The sequence below is a fragment of the Oceanobacter mangrovi genome, from assembly GCF_019740315.1.
Lineage (GTDB): Bacteria > Pseudomonadota > Gammaproteobacteria > Pseudomonadales > Oceanobacteraceae > Oceanobacter > Oceanobacter mangrovi.
On the sequence record NZ_JAHXZR010000012.1, the window covers coordinates 38,273 to 54,437 of the forward strand.

Sequence of the window (16,165 nt, forward strand, 5' to 3'; positions counted from 1 at the left end):
GGCCAGCCTAATTCCCAGTGGCGCTGTCTGGTATTTGCCGGTCTGTGATATTCTGACCACCAGTCTTCAGGGGGCGCCACTTGAAAAAGGCTTCAGTGGCCCCATTGTTCAACCGAATACCCAGTTACGAGTGAGAGAGTATCACCATGGAAATTATGGACGTCATCAAAGACCAGATTGAGAACAACCCGATCCTGCTGTACATGAAAGGCTCTCCTAACCAGCCTATGTGTGGTTTCTCTGCCCGTACCGTGCAGGCTGTGATGGAATGTGGTCAGAAATTCGCCTATGTCGACATTCTGTCCAACCCTGAAATTCGTGCCAACCTGCCAATCTACGCCAACTGGCCAACCTTCCCGCAACTGTGGGTAAATGGCGAGCTGGTCGGTGGCTGCGACATCGTTACAGAAATGTTTGAAAAAGGTGAGCTGAAGTCCTTGCTGGAAGAAGCTGCACCAAAAGCCTGATCTAATGGGGGCATCTGTTTAATCCGGTGCCCGCTCTGGGCTTCCGGATGGTTTCGAATCCCGAAGCCGGTTTGCAGGCCCTCTCTCCGAAAAAGACAGGGGTTACGTCAATAACCGGCGACACTGAGTCGGAATCATCCGGCAGCCCCCGCAGGGCGCGGGTTGCCGCCGTCCATGGCGGTGTTGGCGAATTTGAAAAGGACTGGTCATTTCGCTGCATTCGCCGCCTTTCCCTGAACACCGGCAACACTCGCGCAGAGCTGTGCAGGATTAAATAGATGCCCCCAGGCTGCGGAACGTCCGTTCTGCAGCCTGCTCCGTCAGTCTGCTGTTTAGTTGGCTGCCCTTCTTCTGACCGATCGTCAGACCGTTTGCGCCAGATTTTATTTTTCACTTTGATTAATAAGTCAGCTCTGTCAAAAAGCATGTGTCAAAACGTACATGATTGTATACAGCCCGTTACCGGACTTTGAATTTTCCGCACCTGTGGGTAGCCTGATGATTCCGTCAGGGGCCTGGGAAAATTACCAAAACAATGTCCGGCACTGCTGTTGATTATCTGAATCTGACTGGTCTGTCGGCTCGCAAGCGCTTGCCGGTCTCTCCTTCCTGTTCTATCCCCCGTCAACTGGGCGGCAGTCGCTCGTCTGTGCGCTGGATTCAGGCTCCCGCCGGTTTTGGTAAAAGTCAGTATTTACACCAGTTATTACTGCAACAGCAGACACAGGGTTTGCCTTGTAGCTGGATCAATTGTCACCCTGGCGACACCGACCAGCAGCTGCTGGCGCTGTTGCTACATGCTGATGGCTCCAGAGCTGCACTTGAGCTGGCTGCGACCGCGCTCGCGGGTGAGCCGGAGCCGGTCAAGGTTATTGCCAGCTGGGCAGCGGAGTGGAATCGCAGCGGTCAACGGCTGTGGCTGTTTATTGACGACGCCCATTATCTGGATACTGCTGGCTGGCAGCTGTTGGCAAACCTGATTGCACTGGGGCCGCCAGCGATTCAGCTGGCGGTTGCCAGCCGCGAAATGCCGTGCGGGGCCGCTGCAGTGAACCTGAGTGATGAGGTCGAACGACTGGGCATTCGTCAGCTGACCTTTAACGACTCGGAGCTACAGCAATGGCTGGCGCTGCAAAGTGCCGATCGGCTGGAAATACTGGCGCCACAGCTGCAGCAACGCTTCTCGGGCTGGCCTGCAGCGCTGGGGATCTGGTCGGCTTGTCTGCGCTCGCTGGGGCAGTGTGCAACCATTCCGGCAGGGCTGGCCAATTTCGAATTGCAGGATTATTGGCACACTGAAGTGGCCAGTGGCTTGTCGGCTGAACAGCGTTTGCTGGCCCAGCAGGCGGCGGTACTGGGGCAGTGTAGTGAAGGCCTGTTGTCCGATCTGAATCAAAGTTCCTGCCTGGAAGCCATTGCTGAACTGGTGCGACAGGGCATTTTCAGTCCGGCCGACAAACTCAACTGGGTGGTGGTCGAACCGGCGATGGTGGAGCTGATTCGCTCGACGGTGTCGGAATACCAGGCCGAACAATGGCACCAGCAGGCATTTCGCTGGTACAGCCGTCGACGTCAGCCGGTGCGGGCACTGGAACATGCCCAGAAAGCCCAACTGCATGAAGAACTGGCTTCCTGGGTGGAAGCTCATGCGGAATCGTTGCTGGCCAGTCTGGATATCGCCCGGCTGGTGGCCTGGTGTGATCTCGCCGGTGATGCGGTGCTACGACAGTCGCCCAGATTGATGCAGCTGGCCTGCTGGGCCTGGTTATTAACCTACCGGCTGCGGCGGGCAGAATCACTGATTCGCCATTTATCCCAACGGCGGGCGCTGGACGAGCTGGAGCTGGATGCCCTGCAAGGGTATCTGGCGCGTCTGAAAGGCCAGAATCGCAGTGCTACAGCGCTGTGTGTGAGGGCACTGGAAGGCTTGCCATCCGATCGTTACAGCGTACGTTTTCTGCTTAGCAGCACATTGACCTATCTGGCGCTGGCCGAAACCGATCTCGATAATGCCCGCGCCTGGAACCGCACTGCGGCGGGCATCTCCCGACAGTACGGCAGTCTGACACTGGAAGCGCTGGCATTGTTTGATCAGGCCCGTATTGAGTTGCACCGTGGCCATCTGGAATTCAGCCTCGGGCTGGTCGACAGTGGCATGGTGCTGCTGGAAAGCCTGCCGGAACAACAGTCGGCGATGCCGCTTGGGCGGCTGTGCCTGTATCGCGGGTTTCTGTTGTGGATTACCGGCGCGGGCCACGATCAGCTGATGCCGCTGCTGGATCGTGGCATTCATTTATGCAGCCAGTCTGGCGATGTACTGATCACCTACGGCTATGGTTTGCGGGCGATGGAACTGGCAGCTCGGGGGCAGGCTGGCAGTGCGCTGGATGCAGTGGACGATGTCGAGCGTTTGCTGCAAAGCTGGGGAGTGGATTCCGACGTCTACAGCTGGCTGTTGTTGGTGAAAGCCAATATCTGGATTTTCCAGCAAAAATATAATCGGGCGCAGGATGCCCTCGACACCATTCTGGCGGGCAAAACGGTTGGCCAGTTGCCACGCACTGAAATCTTTCCCATGTTGCCGGACTTTGTGGCGGCAACGCTGGCGCGGCTAAATCTGGTTTGCGGGCGTTTTGACGAATGTATGGCCGATATTGATGAATGGCTGCGTTGTCATTCCAGCCCGATGATCAAGCTGCTGATTCAGCTGGTCAAGGCGGCTGCATTGCGGGGCAAGAACCAGATCGCCGAAAGCCAGTTTATCTTCTCCAAAATGTCGCACTTATTGCGCTCAGAAGGCGTCAGCATGCAGTTTCAGGCCTGGATGCCGGAGATTTACAGCAATGGCCCAGCGGCGGAATTTCCGCTACCAGACAGCACCCGCATCCAGCTCAGTGAGCGGGAGCATGATGTGCTGCGCAAGATTGCGGAGGGTTGCTCGAATCAGGAGATTGCTGCCCAGTTGTATATATCTCTGCATACTGTAAAGAGTCACGCCCGCAAGATTAACGTCAAGTTGGGCGTCAGCAATCGCACCCAGGCGATCCGCAAAGCGAGGGAAATGCTGCTTTTGTAGGCTTTTAGGAGTGGCAAGCTGGCGGCTTATCGTCTAGACCTTAAATGGTAAAGCCTGAGTCAACGGATTAGATAATGAGAACAGTATATCCGGCACTGATGTTGTCATATGGAAAACCTGGGCCAATCCGGGACGCTCTGGAGGGCTTTTACGAGCTGGATTGCTTTGATTCCGTCGAGGCGATTCTGCAGCATCCGCTGCTGGAGCATTTCAAACTGGTGTTGCTGGATATGGACAGTCTGGGTCCTGAACAGATTCTGGCCGCCTGTAAAAAACTCAAGGACGCCGGCGACAGTGCGGATATTCCACTGGTGTGGCTGGCCAGCGGGGCCGATTCGCTGCAATACCGGATGGAAGCCTACGAAGCCGGTTGCGACGATTATATCCTGAAGGAAGACCAGCACAGCCAGCAGGAATTGCTGGTGCGGCTTGATCGGGTGTTATTCAACAAGGTCGCCAACGACCAACTCAAATTACAGCTCAAGCAAGCCAATGAAATGGCCTTCATCGCCATGTCGGATACCTCCGATCTGGGGGTGAATGTGCAGTTCCTGCTCGACGTGCATAACTGCGACAATCTCGATGAGCTCGGGATGCGGCTGTTTCAGGCGCTCAATAACTACGGTCTTAACTGCAGCCTGCAATTGCGAGGTCGCCAGCAGGTCAAAAATATGGAAGCCAACGGCATGTCGAAAGAGCTGGAATCGACTTTGCTGATGGAGTGTCGTGATCAGGGCCGCTATGTCGATTTTGGCAAACGGTCGATCATGAATTATGGCGATGTCTCACTGCTGGTGAAAAACATGCCGATCCATGATGAAAAGAAGTACGGCGCCATCAAGGATAACGTCTTTTCGCTGTTGCAGGGGGCTCACGCCCGGATTCAGGCATTGGATAACCTGGCGTCACTGGAGCTGGAGAGCCAGGTGGTGAAACGGCTGGCAGACACCTTGCGACATATGATGAAAAACGTCGATGAGTCTTATCAGACCGTCATGCGGGATATTGCGGCGGTGGTTGATGAAATGGCCGAAGGCATTGAAAGCACGGTGCAGTTTCTCGGCATGGATGAGTTTCAGGAACGGGCAATTCAGGGAATCATGGAGAAGGGTATTGCCGACACCGGCAGTATTTTCAATCAGGGTTTACGGATTGACGATGGTCTGTGCCACCTGCTGGAGCGTATTGACGCGGGCCTTGCAAAACAGGGCGATACCAGTGAGCTGTATAAGCTGCTGGCGTTACTGCCCAGTGGCAGCGACGACAAGTTATCGAATGGCGAGGATAAAAAGGCAAAATCCTGAGCCGGTATTCACCAGTCAGGATTTGAGGGTCTTGCAGGAGTTGGACACTTTCGTTGCTGGTCATTTCGGCTGCTGGCTAGTGCAGGCGCTGACTAGAGTGCTCCGGCTGAAACGACCTAGTTCAATACCGGTGACTGCTGGGCCTCGGCAGCACCAGGCAGCTCAACTTCCCAGGGTGGATTCGGCCGAATCGAATCAATCACAAATTCCACAAAACTGCGTACCTTGGCAGACAGGTGACGGTTGCTTGGGTACAGCGCATGAATCGGGTTGGCTTCAAACGGGAATTCGGAGCACACAGGCACCAGTTCACCCGCATGAATAGCCGGTGCAGCAATCAGGGCTGGCAGTGGCGCAATACCAGAACCCGACAATGTCAGTGCGTACAGTGACGCAAAGTCATTGGCCTGCAGTTTGGGTTTGATTTGGATCGACAGTTCGGAACCATCCGGGTCAGTCATATTCCATTGCAACCAGCGTGATGCGGTAATCAAACGGTGGTTGGCAAATTCGTCGGGATGTTTCGGAGTACCGAAACGACGCAGATACTCCGGGCTGGCGCAGGTGATCACGCCTACATCACCCAGGTAACGGCCGATCAGGGAAGAGTCTTCCAGCTGGCCAATACGGAACGCAATGTCGATACCTTCCTGCACCAGATCGAGCATCTGGTCAGACAGCACCAGATCGATGTTCAGCTGTGGATGCAGATCCATAAATTCGGCAATCAGGCTCGCCAGTACCGTTGAACCAAACAGCACCGGGGCGGTAATTCGCAAGGTGCCGGTTGGAGTGGTTTGCATCTGGGTGACCGCGATATTGGCTTCTTCAATTTCGCTGAGAATGCGGGAACAGTGGCCATAATAGGCATTGCCGGTATCGGTCAGACGCAGGCTGCGGGTGGTACGCTGAATCAGCCGCACGCCAAGACGCTCTTCCAGCTGGGTAATCTTGCGGCTGACAGTCGACTTCGGCAGTCCGAGGTTTCTGGCGGCACCAGTAAAGCTGCCGGCTTCGACTACGTGAACGAAGATCGCCATTTCATTCAGGTCGAACTCTTCGCGCTTGCCTATCTGCATGTTGAACTCCTGATCCGGCGGACTGATCCGCATACGTGAACAATGACGGGATTTAATTTGCCATATTTTTTGGAACAATTGAAGCTTTATTGAAACGATTGTTCAGAATGAAAGCTTCGAATAAATCGTAAGGTTTTTTCGGAATAACCATCAGGGTCAATAACCATGCAGGTTGTAGCGCTATTTATGGTCGCCAGTCTGAACTGGCGACCAGCGGCCATTTGATCGTGTTGAGTGACTGCTGCTAATACTGCTCAGAGGTCGATCTTTAGTCCCAGTGCAACAATTGTTGGTAAATCTGTCACTTCCTCGCGCTGGCTGTAGTCTGCATTCTTGTATTCATAACCCACCACATTGCGATGGGCATACAAATTAAGGGCCTCGACGTACAGCGTCAGCTCGGAGCCACTGACGTAAAAACGCTTGTCCATACGAGCGTCGAGTGAGTGATAGGCGGGCAGCCGCTCGGAATTGAGATCGCCGTAAATCGGGTTGTAGAGAGTGGGATCATCCTGATCCTGTTCAACGCTCTCCAGTGGCGTAATCAGCTGACCGCTCTGGAAACGCCACTTCAAACCAAAACTGAGACTGTCTGACATTTCGTACCCGGCCACCAGATTAATGACCACCGGTTGGTCGTAGGCGTAACGAAAGTCTTCGCCGGTCAGCTGGTTGGTGCGCTGGGTACGGGAATAGGCAAAAGAGGCCCAGCCGTACCAGTCGTTCGACAGATCCTTGTTGATGAATAATTCCATCCCCCAGGCCTGGCCTTCGGCACCGTTGAAATAGCGTGGCAGACTGCTGTATTCCACCGTATCCAGATCCGGGTAGTTGGCGCTGGAAGGGCGGGAAACCACGATGCGCTGCATGGTCTTGTAATAGCCTTCCAGTCGCACCAGCAGGTCTTCGCGCAGTTCATGTTCCACCCCCAGCTCATAGTGCGTAGCGGTCGGCAACTTGAGGTCCGGGTTGCCAAAGTCTTCGGCGTATTGGCCAAAGTTATCGGGGAAGTCGTGATAACGACCGTAACCTGCGCTGAGTTTCCAGAACGGCACGACGTTCCAGCTGGCATTAAATTTGGGCTCAACAAACCATTCTTCGGTGTAATTATCGACCGAAATCAGTGCTCCAGGCTGTAGCAACCAGTCCTCTGCGACATACCAGTTGTCGGCCAGGTGCCAGTTGTATTCACGTACGGTAACCCGCTGCTGGCTGCTGATGATTTCATCGCCATCCACCAGTCGGCAGTCCGGCTGGAATTCGTCACACGGTGGCCCGGCATATTGGCCGTTGACGGCAAAATGGCTTTCGCCGTATTCGAGCCCGGTTTGCAGCTGGTGTTCGTGACCGAGTGGCAGGCTGAACTGACTGCGCAAGGTATAGTCATTGACCTTGATGTCGATGTGACTGTCAGTACCGAGCACAAACTGCATCTTGCGTTCGAGCTGTGACAGGCCAATCGTTTGCTGGACACCGTTGTTATGGATTTTGTCCCACAACAGGCTTTGATGATTAAAGATACTTTCGAAGCTGATGCCGCCACTCAGGGCCGGGTCCTGGGCGACGTAATCTGAGTCTTCATCGAACACCAGGCCAGCCTTGTCGCGGGCACCAATCAGATTCAGCGCCAGCGTCTCGTTAGCGCCCAGATCAATCTGGTATTTACCCTGATAATCGTAATATTCGGGAATGGTGGTGAATTGGAAATCTTCGTCGTCGAGCAGGTTTTCAATGTAGTACTGAAACAGGCTCTGGCGGCCGGACAGGTAAAAGCCCTGGTTGTCGCCGGTTGGCTGTTCGATAAAAAATCCGGCCCGCAAAAAGCTCAGGTCGATGACCCGTTGGCGGTTACCAAAATCCACCGATCTGGAAGTCACATCGATCACGGCGCCGGTGGAGCCATTGTACTGCGGCCCAAAAGCCGCGGCTTCCAGCGTGAATCCTTCCACTATGTTGTCGTTGATAATGCTGGTGGAATCGCTGTGGAACAGGTAACCAACCGGGAAAAAGTCGACGTAATAGGCATTGTCTTCCGGCGATGAACCACGAATGGCCGGTTCCGGATTCTGTGCCGAACTGAACACCACACCGGGCAGGCTGGTCAGCGCGCGCAGCGGATCGTTACCGGCGCCGGGGACTTTCAACAGGCGTTCGGTTTTTACCACATCGAGAGATTGCTGGACGCCCAGTACTTCAACCACCTCGATATTATCGGCAGCGGCGGTGACACTGGCGCTATCGCCTTCAGCGCTGATGTCTGCCAATACCGTCATACTGCCTGTCAGTGATAAAAACGAACCGGTGTATCGGACACTGGCGCGCAAGAGCTTGCAATAATTCATCCCTGAAATCCTGTTGCTGTTATCGCGCTTATCATAACGCGGGCTTGTGGGAGAACCATGACATTCGGGCAATGATTCGGCTGGTCAGCGCGATCAGCAGTGTCCACTGCAAGGCGATGATAGCCAACCCGGCCGGGCTGATACTGGCACCGCTGAGCTGGGCACCACTCCAGTAACTCAGCGGCGCAAAGACTGCCGCTGCGAGACTGGCGACCAACGGCCGTTGCATCAACCAGGCCAGCGAATGCAGCAAGGTGGTGGCAAACGCCAGCCACAACAGCAGCAGCCAGTAAGGCAGTAACCAGTGTGGCCACCAATCCGTTGAAGCACCAGCCAGCCTGAGTTGGCCACTGGCCAATAACAGTGAATCGAGTAAAGCGCCACCGCCTGTGAACAGCAGCAACAGCGGCCACTCGCGTGGTTTGAGCTGTCGCAGATGCCAGCCCAGCAGCAGTGGTGTCATCAGCACGGCGGCCAGGTTGCCGCCGAAAATGCAGGCGAACCAGACCAGCTGGAACAAGGCCAGATTGATCAGCAAATGGATTCGCTGCCGGTTCATTGGATTATTGGGCCGTTGCGGAATCATGGTTGGCTGGATTTGCCAGCTGACCCAGCAAAACGTCGCGCTGGTTGTCCGGCTTGGCAAATACCATCTGCACTGTGCTGATGACGCGCTCGTCAAAGCCGCCTTCACAATAGGCAAAATAGAAATCCCACAGCCGGTAGAACGTCTCGTCATAGCCTTGCTTGCGAATGGCATCGCGGCTGGCGAGAAAATCCTTGCGCCAGCGACGCAGGGTTTCGGCGTAGTGAGTACCAATGTCTTCAAGATGAATGGTTTTCAGGTCGCCGGCACTGAGCATGGCGTTCTGGATCGCGGTCACACTGGGCAGGAAGCCGCCGGGGAAAATGTAACGCTTGATAAAGTCGACGCTGTTTTTGGCCTGTTGGTAGCGCCAGTCATCAATGGTAATGGCCTGAATCAGGGCGATGCCATCAGGCTTCAGCAACTTGCTGATGGTCTGGAAATAGGTGTTCAGATACTGGTGGCCAACGGCCTCAATCATTTCCACCGATACCAGTTTGTCGAATTTTCCCTCTAACTGGCGATAGTCCTGTTTCAGCAATGTGATGCGGTCAGTCAAACCGGCTTCTGCAATGCGTTGTTGGGCCAGCTGATATTGCTGTTCGGATATGGTCGTGGTGGTGACCCGGCAGCCGTAATGACGGGCAGCATGGATCGCCATGCTGCCCCAGCCGGTGCCAATTTCGATCAGATGATCATCCGGTGTCAGCTGTAGCTTCTGGCAAATGCGGTCGAGTTTGAACAAGGATGCCTGTTCCAGGCTGGTTTCCTTGGTCGGAAAAATCGCACTGGAATACATCAGGGTCGGATCAAGGAACAACCGGAACATCTCATTGCCGAGGTCGTAGTGGGCAGCAATGTTACGGCGCGAGCCCTTTTCGGTATTGCGATGGAAGTAGTTCCAGCCCTGCAGCAGCCGTTTACCAAGACTGGCCCAGCCGCTGTCGATACGGTCGAGCACATCCTTGTTGCGACAGAAAATACGGATCAGCGCAGGCAGGTTATCCACGCTGTAGTCACCGGTCATGTAGGCATCACCGGAGCCAACGCTGCCATTCAGTGCAATGGTGCGCCAGGCTTCAGCATCGTGAACTGTGATGCAGGCGCGCAGCGGGCTGGCCGGGTCACCGAAGGTGCGGGTCTGGCCCTGTTCCCGAATGGTGATGTAGCCACGCTGAATCTGTTCCAGTCGCTGACACAGGGCGTCACGGCAGACCCGGTCAATCCAGCGAATGTCGGTGGGGTTGGTGAGGCTTTTCATCAGCGGACTCCTTCAGAAGACGTTTGGCGGCTGGCTGAATGTGGATGAACACAGTTGTTCTTGCGGTCGTTTGCATGCGCGTTTGTATGGCTGTGTGTGCAGGCGCTTTGCTGGCCCGCCAACTGCTCGCGATGCTGCTGTTCCGGGTCGTTATGTGGATGCGGCACGTATGGGCAGTGCTTGAGCAGCCAGAGCCTGGCCGCATGCCAGTAAATGCCGATAGCTACCTGAGCGGTCATGACGGGATAGCGCCATAAAATGCGCCCCAGTGCTGCCCGGCTGATCGGCTGGCGTTGTAGTTTCATGGTGGCATCCATGACGCGCTGGCCGTCTTGCAGGACTTCCATATGGCTGCTCAGACGGCTGCCATTGATCTGTTGCGGATGGTTAATGGTCCAGCGATATTGCTGCTGAAGCGGGTTGAAGGGCGACACGTGAAAGGCCTTGTCGAAGAGAAACTGAAAGCGTTGACTCTGACCGCTCTCGAGCACTCGTTCGGGATAAATCGCTCGTTCGGGATTGCCGTCGTACTCAGAACAAGCGGCCCGTGCGGAGCAGGCTGCTGACGACCCCGCGTTCGGGTTATCGGTGGCAGGCTGCTCAAATACCAGATTGTAGTGAAAGCGCTCTTGCCACGGCGTATTGGTGACTTCTCCCAGCATGCCGACACAACGGCCATGGCGGTCGTAGCCAAAATAGAAGCTCAGCGGATTAATAATAAAACCGAAATAACGCAGGTTGGTGAGTACTTCGATACGGCAAACTTCCAGCCTGGCTTCATCTGCAAAGGCCCGTATCAGGGCGCGCTTCATCGCTGCGACGGTTTGTTGGGCAGCGAAATAATCCTCGCTGTCGAACCGTGCCGGTGCCAGTCGGGCCAACCGGCTGTTGGTGTTGGCTCTCCAGAGCGGATGCAGAGCCATCACGGCGTCGACCTCATCGAGGTCTAGCAACATCATAAAGACCTTGTAATCCAGCCGGTGACTGGTCTGCCTGAAACGCCGATGGCGCACCCAGCCTTCATAAATGGCACTGTTGCCGGAGAATTCCTGGCTGCGGAAGCCGACCATCAGAAGTTCACTCCCAATGCCTTGCACACCCGGAGAGCGGAATTAACGCCGTCTTCATGGAAACCGTTAAACCAGTAGGCACCGGCAAAGTGGGTGCGGTTGAGGCCACTGATTTCATGATGGCGCTGCTGGGCTGCCATGCCATCGAGGGTGAACACCGGGTGGGCATAACGGAACTTGCGAATAATCTTCTGCGGATCAATGGCGCTGCTGCGATTAAGCGTGACGCAAAACTGTTGTGGTGCCTGCTGATAGTTTTGCAGCCGGTTCATATGGTAGGTCACCGCTACCGTCTCACGTTCGCCGGGGTCGATGTGGTAGTTCCAGCTGGCCCAGGCTGACTGCCGTTGTGGTAGCAGCCGCACATCGGTATGCAGCACCACTTCGTTGTCCTGATAGGGAATGGCGGCCAGAATTTGTTGTTCGGCCTGGCTGGGATTGGCCAGCATCGACAGGGCCTGATCACTGTGACAGGCCAGCACCAGCTGATCGAAGCGCTGTTGCTGGCCATTGACTGTCAGGCTAACGCCTGTTTCATCCCGCTCGATTCGAGTTACTGGGCTGTTGCTATGCACCTGACCAGCAGGCAGGTCGGCGACAATGCGTTCGACATAGCTGCGTGAACCACCGGAAATCACTCGCCACTGGGGGCGTTCACTCACGCTCAGCAAGCCGTGGTTATTGAAGAACTGTAAAAAGAAGTGGACCGGGAAATTCATCATCATGGTTTCACTGGCAGACCAGATCGCCGCGCCCATGGGGATGATGTAATAGCGCCGGAAATAATCGCCATAGTTATGTTGCTGCAGGTACTGGCCCAACGTCTGGCTGCCGTCGATGGCATTGGCCGCCAGCTGGATGCGGGTTTCGCGATTAAAGCGCAGGATTTCCCACACCATCCGCAGAAACGCCGGGTTGATCAGGTTGCAGCGTTTGGCAAACAGGCTGTTGAGACTGGCGCCGTTGTATTCCATATCGGTTTGTTTGCAGCTGACACTGAAGCTCATGTCCGAGGCTTCCGTGGCGACCCCAAGCGTTTCCATCAGCCGGATGAAATTCGGGTAGGTCCAGTCGTTGTAGACGATAAAGCCGGTATTGACTGGCCACAGCTGGCCGTCGATTTCGACGTCAGTGGTCTGGGTATGGCCACCAAGATAATCATTGGCTTCGAACAGGTGGACGTCATACTGCTGGCGCAATAGCCAGGCGCAGGTCAGGCCGGAAATACCTGCGCCAACAATGGCGATAGACGGCTTGTTGCTCATGACAGGTGCTCCTGTGAGTTGGCTGGTCGAGATGATTTGCTGGTCATACGACGAGCCAGTGCCAGTCGTAGCGGGGCTGGCAAGCTGCCAAGAATTTTCAGCAACCAGGTAAAGCGTTTGGGGAAATGAATCTCCAGTGGCCGGGCTGGCAGCGCGTCAACAATGGTGCGGGCGGCCTGCCCGGCACTGATCAACATGGGCATCGGGAAGTTGTTGCGATCGGTGAGCGGTGTTTTGACGAACCCCGGAGACACCACCGACACATCAATCTGCTCGTCGGCGAGGTCGACACGCAGTGATTCCAGCAGGTAGGTCATGGCGGCCTTGCTGGCGCCGTAGGCTTCGGCTCTCGACAGAGCCAGATAGGTGACACTGCTACTAACACCTATTAGATAACCGCGCTGACTCTGGCGCAGCAGTGGCAGACCGGCTTCGATGGTGTTTACCAGACCATTGAAGTTGGTATCCATGACCCGCTTTACCAGCTCGCTGTCGAACTGCTGTACCTTGAGATATTCACAGGTTCCGGCATTGAACAGCAGGCAGTCGAGGCGGCCAAAAATTTCCTCAATCAAGGCGGCAGCTTGCTTCATGGAATCCGGATCGGTGACATCCGCCGGAATCACGGATACGCCGGGGTGCTGGCGTGCCAGCTGCACCAGTTTGTGATGATTGCGGGAGCTGATCACCAGCTGCTCACAGCATCCGGCCAGCTGTTGCACCAGCGCTTCGCCAATCCCCGAACTGGCACCTACCAGCCAGATCACCTGTTGCTGCAACGGTACTTTGAGCTTGCATGGTACTTTCAGTTTGCGTGAGGTATTCATGACAGGCGCTCCCGCACCTTGCCAAGAGCCCAGCCAAGCAGCGGCAGATGGTTGTAAAGCATGCTGGCACCATCAAAGAAGTCGTGATGTTGAATGACCTTGTCGCCTTGCCAGTGCAGCTCGGTGCCGCCGTCGACGGTAATGGTTTTACCCGCCGCGATAGCCGGATGACTGAACTGCATTTGCCAGCGCAGAAAATCGCTTTCGTCGGCGGCCCAGAAGCGACCGTAGTCGAACCGGATCGAATGCACCGAGCGGTAAAGCCTGGCGAAGTAGTGTTCGATCGCCTCAAGCCCTTCGAGCCGATGAAACGGGTCTTCAAATACGGCCTCAGGGTGATACAGACTGCTCAGCAGACCATCTTCAAGGGTGTTGGCATTGAGGCGGTTATAAACGCCGCTGACCAGTGCCAGCCGCTGCTCGGCTGACAACCGGGATTCCATCGTGTCGGCAGAGGAGGGCATCATTGTGAGGCTCCTGCCAGTTGTTCTGGCGCGCTTTCCTTTAGTTCCCGAAAGGCTTCCAGCGCCCGCTGACGGCCAAAGCTCTGCTCCACGACGGGTTGAGGATAACCACATTGCTGACGTTCAAACGCATTGGGTTGATGGCGGCTGCGGCCCGGCAAGCGCGCCAGCTCCGGCACATAACGAGCGATAAACTCGCCGTCGGCATCAAACTTTTCCGACTGACTGATGGGATTGAAAATGCGGAAATAGGGCGCACCATCGGCTCCGGTTGAGGCGCTCCATTGCCAGCCGCCGTTATTGGAGGCCAGATCGGCATCGACCAGCTGCTGGTTAAAGAAGGCTTCGCCACGGCGCCAGTCGATCAGCAGGTGTTTGGTCAGAAACATGGCGCTGATCATCCGCAGGCGGTTGTGCATCCAGCCGGTTTGCAGCAGCTGGCGTTGGGCCGCATCGACAATCGGGTAGCCGGTGCGGCCTTCACACCAGGCGGCAAAGTCACTGTCGCTGTCACGCCAGCGCACGCCGTTGTAGTCGGGTTTGAAGTTCTGGTGTTTACAGAGCGCAGGGAAGGCAACCAGTAAATGACGATAGAAATCGCGCCAGGTCAGTTCGTTAACCCAGCTATCAAGGCCGCGCTTGCCACCGGCCAGCAAGCCGTTGTTAGCCTGTGCTGCTGCATAAATACACTGGCGTACGGATAACAGGCCGATCGACAGTGCTGTTGATAGCTGGCTGGTTCCGGCGACGGCTGGCAGGTCACGTTGTTCCTTGTAGTCTTCCGCCCGCTCGTCAATAAAGCGTTCAAGCTGCTGGTGGAGACTGTCTTCATCATGGGCCCAGAGTGGGTCGGCTTCGATGCTCAGTGATAACAAACGTTGCTGCAGCTCGGCAGACAGCTCAGCGGCTGGATTGGCGCTGACCTGATTTGAGCTGGCAGGCTGTGCCAATGGTGCTTCTAACAGGCGTTCTGCCAATGGCAGCCAGGCACGTCGGAACGGACTGTAGACTTTAAATGGCTGGGCGGTTTTGGTCAGCACTTCACCGGGAGGTACCAGGCACTGGTCGTGGTAACGCAAGACTTCCAGCTGCTGCTGTTTGGCCCAGCGACAAAAGTTGATGTCGCGTTTGCGTTCGTTCACTTCATATTCGTTGTTGAAGTAAACCCGCTGAATCTGCAGTTCTGTAATCAGCTGCTGCAACAGCGTCAGGCTGTTGCTGAAATCGTCAGCCTGTAGCACCAGCAATGGAATATTCCGTTGGGCCAGTTGCTGCTGCAGTTCGGCGACTGCGTTTTCCATCAAGCGGATCTTGCGTGGACCGAGGCCATGCTGCTGCCACTGTGCCTGGGTATGGCAATACACGGCAACCACTTCGCCGGGTTGCTGACAGGCATGCCAGAGCGCCGGGTTGTCGCGACTCCTGAGATCGGTGCGTAACCACACCAGCGTTCGTTGGTTGTGAGTACGTTGGCTGTCAGAGCTGCTCATACGGCTGGCCTCCACAATTCAGAATATAGTTGTGTACCTGTTGGTGAACAGCTCTGTTGGCCCATTGGATGGCCTCGGTGGTCAGTTGCGGGTCAGCTAGCAAGTGTTCGAACTGACTGGAAGTGCCGCTGAGCCAGACGGGTATGGCAAGTCCTTCAATACACTGCTGCCAGCAATCCAGCTGCTGCTTGTCGGTTGGCAGCAGGTGTAACCAGAACTGCTTGCTGTCGCGCAGTTGCAGCAAGCGACGAACGTCTGACGGGCGAATAGCCGGGCCGTAATATTCCGCCTGTAAACCGGCAGAACCGATGGCACAGGCGCGTAACAGCACATCCAGCTCGCCTTCTGGCTGGTTGGTGGCCAGCAGCAGTGAGGGTGCGCCGGCATGTTGTTGTTGCTGTTGCATCAGGCACAGCAAGCGTTGCTTCAATAACTGCTCGAACAGCTGTAAGCCCAGCGGCTGGCCAGGCTCGGCAGCACTGTCGGTACGCAGACGCTGACGCACAGGCTGCAGGCAAAACTGGTAATAGACGGCAATAGGGTAGTTGGCGAAGGCCTCGTTCCAGAGCTCGTGCAGGCGTTTGGGGTTGAGTTCTTCCAGTGCTGCCAACAGCGCTTGTTGCTGTTGCAGCCAGCCGCTGCTGGAACTGGCTGGTTGGTCGCTCTCTTCATCGCAGCCAGGCTGGTTACTGATCAGGCCATCGATATGACGAATCGGATAGCCCTGCTCCAGCCAGTGCAAGATGTGTTTGACCCGTTCGATGTGGTCATCGGTATAGAAGCGATGGCCTTTCGGTGTCCGCAGCGGTTTGATGATGCCGTAACGGCGTTCCCAGGCGCGCAGCGTGGCTGGGTTAACGCCCGTTAGGCGAGCAAACTCCCGAATCGGGTAACTGCCGTTGGGAATGCCGTGGTGGTTGTCTGCACTCTTCAT

At 55.7% G+C, this 16,165-nt stretch carries 13 protein-coding genes; 3 read left to right on the plus strand and 10 right to left on the minus strand.

The features are described from left to right. Window positions 1–146: 146 nt before the first annotated feature. From grxD to K6123_RS20115, 3 genes are all read left to right on the plus strand, one after another. Window positions 147–467, plus strand: coding sequence for a Grx4 family monothiol glutaredoxin (gene grxD / locus K6123_RS20105; protein ID WP_221801033.1), 321 nt, complete (start codon window positions 147–149; stop codon window positions 465–467). 535 nt (window positions 468–1,002) lie between these two features. Beyond that, a complete protein-coding gene (locus K6123_RS20110; RefSeq protein ID WP_221801035.1) occupies window positions 1,003–3,543 on the plus strand; it encodes a LuxR C-terminal-related transcriptional regulator in 2,541 nt (846 codons plus the stop codon). A gap of 74 nt (window positions 3,544–3,617) precedes the next feature. Continuing rightward, on the plus strand, window positions 3,618–4,847 hold the full coding sequence (locus tag K6123_RS20115; RefSeq protein ID WP_221801037.1) for a response regulator: 1,230 nt from the start codon (window positions 3,618–3,620) through the stop codon (window positions 4,845–4,847). Between the two features lie 116 nt (window positions 4,848–4,963). On the opposite strand, the gene K6123_RS20120 is transcribed toward K6123_RS20115, so the two are convergent. From K6123_RS20120 to K6123_RS20165, 10 genes are all read right to left on the minus strand, one after another. Further along, window positions 4,964–5,926 (minus strand): LysR family transcriptional regulator, encoded by a 963-nt coding sequence (locus tag K6123_RS20120; RefSeq protein ID WP_221801039.1) that lies wholly within the window; start codon window positions 5,924–5,926, stop codon window positions 4,964–4,966. Window positions 5,927–6,180: 254 nt separating this feature from the next. Then, the gene (locus K6123_RS20125; RefSeq protein WP_221801041.1) at window positions 6,181–8,268 is read right to left on the minus strand and encodes a TonB-dependent receptor plug domain-containing protein; all 2,088 of its coding nucleotides are present in this window, start codon (window positions 8,266–8,268) and stop codon (window positions 6,181–6,183) included. 31 nt (window positions 8,269–8,299) lie between these two features. After that, on the minus strand, window positions 8,300–8,854 hold the full coding sequence (locus K6123_RS20130) for a DUF2878 domain-containing protein (protein ID WP_221801043.1): 555 nt from the start codon (window positions 8,852–8,854) through the stop codon (window positions 8,300–8,302). Further along, entirely contained in the window at window positions 8,832–10,115 is a 1,284-nt protein-coding gene (locus tag K6123_RS20135; RefSeq protein WP_221801045.1) for an SAM-dependent methyltransferase, read from the minus strand. The genes K6123_RS20130 and K6123_RS20135 overlap by 23 nt, the downstream gene beginning before the upstream one ends. After that, on the minus strand, window positions 10,115–11,185 hold the full coding sequence (locus K6123_RS20140; protein WP_221801047.1) for a DUF1365 domain-containing protein: 1,071 nt from the start codon (window positions 11,183–11,185) through the stop codon (window positions 10,115–10,117). Before K6123_RS20140 ends, K6123_RS20135 begins: the two co-directional genes overlap by 1 nt. Then, the gene (locus tag K6123_RS20145) at window positions 11,185–12,450 is read right to left on the minus strand and encodes an NAD(P)/FAD-dependent oxidoreductase (protein ID WP_221801049.1); all 1,266 of its coding nucleotides are present in this window, start codon (window positions 12,448–12,450) and stop codon (window positions 11,185–11,187) included. Before K6123_RS20145 ends, K6123_RS20140 begins: the two co-directional genes overlap by 1 nt. Further along, window positions 12,447–13,277: an SDR family NAD(P)-dependent oxidoreductase gene (locus tag K6123_RS20150; RefSeq protein ID WP_221801050.1), complete on the minus strand. Its 831-nt coding sequence runs from the start codon at window positions 13,275–13,277 to the stop codon at window positions 12,447–12,449. The genes K6123_RS20145 and K6123_RS20150 overlap by 4 nt, the downstream gene beginning before the upstream one ends. Then, entirely contained in the window at window positions 13,274–13,744 is a 471-nt protein-coding gene (locus K6123_RS20155) for a nuclear transport factor 2 family protein (RefSeq protein ID WP_221801052.1), read from the minus strand. Before K6123_RS20155 ends, K6123_RS20150 begins: the two co-directional genes overlap by 4 nt. After that, the gene (gene phrB, locus K6123_RS20160; protein ID WP_221801054.1) at window positions 13,741–15,231 is read right to left on the minus strand and encodes a deoxyribodipyrimidine photo-lyase; all 1,491 of its coding nucleotides are present in this window, start codon (window positions 15,229–15,231) and stop codon (window positions 13,741–13,743) included. Before phrB ends, K6123_RS20155 begins: the two co-directional genes overlap by 4 nt. After that, entirely contained in the window at window positions 15,218–16,165 is a 948-nt protein-coding gene (locus K6123_RS20165) for a MerR family transcriptional regulator (RefSeq protein ID WP_221801056.1), read from the minus strand. Before K6123_RS20165 ends, phrB begins: the two co-directional genes overlap by 14 nt.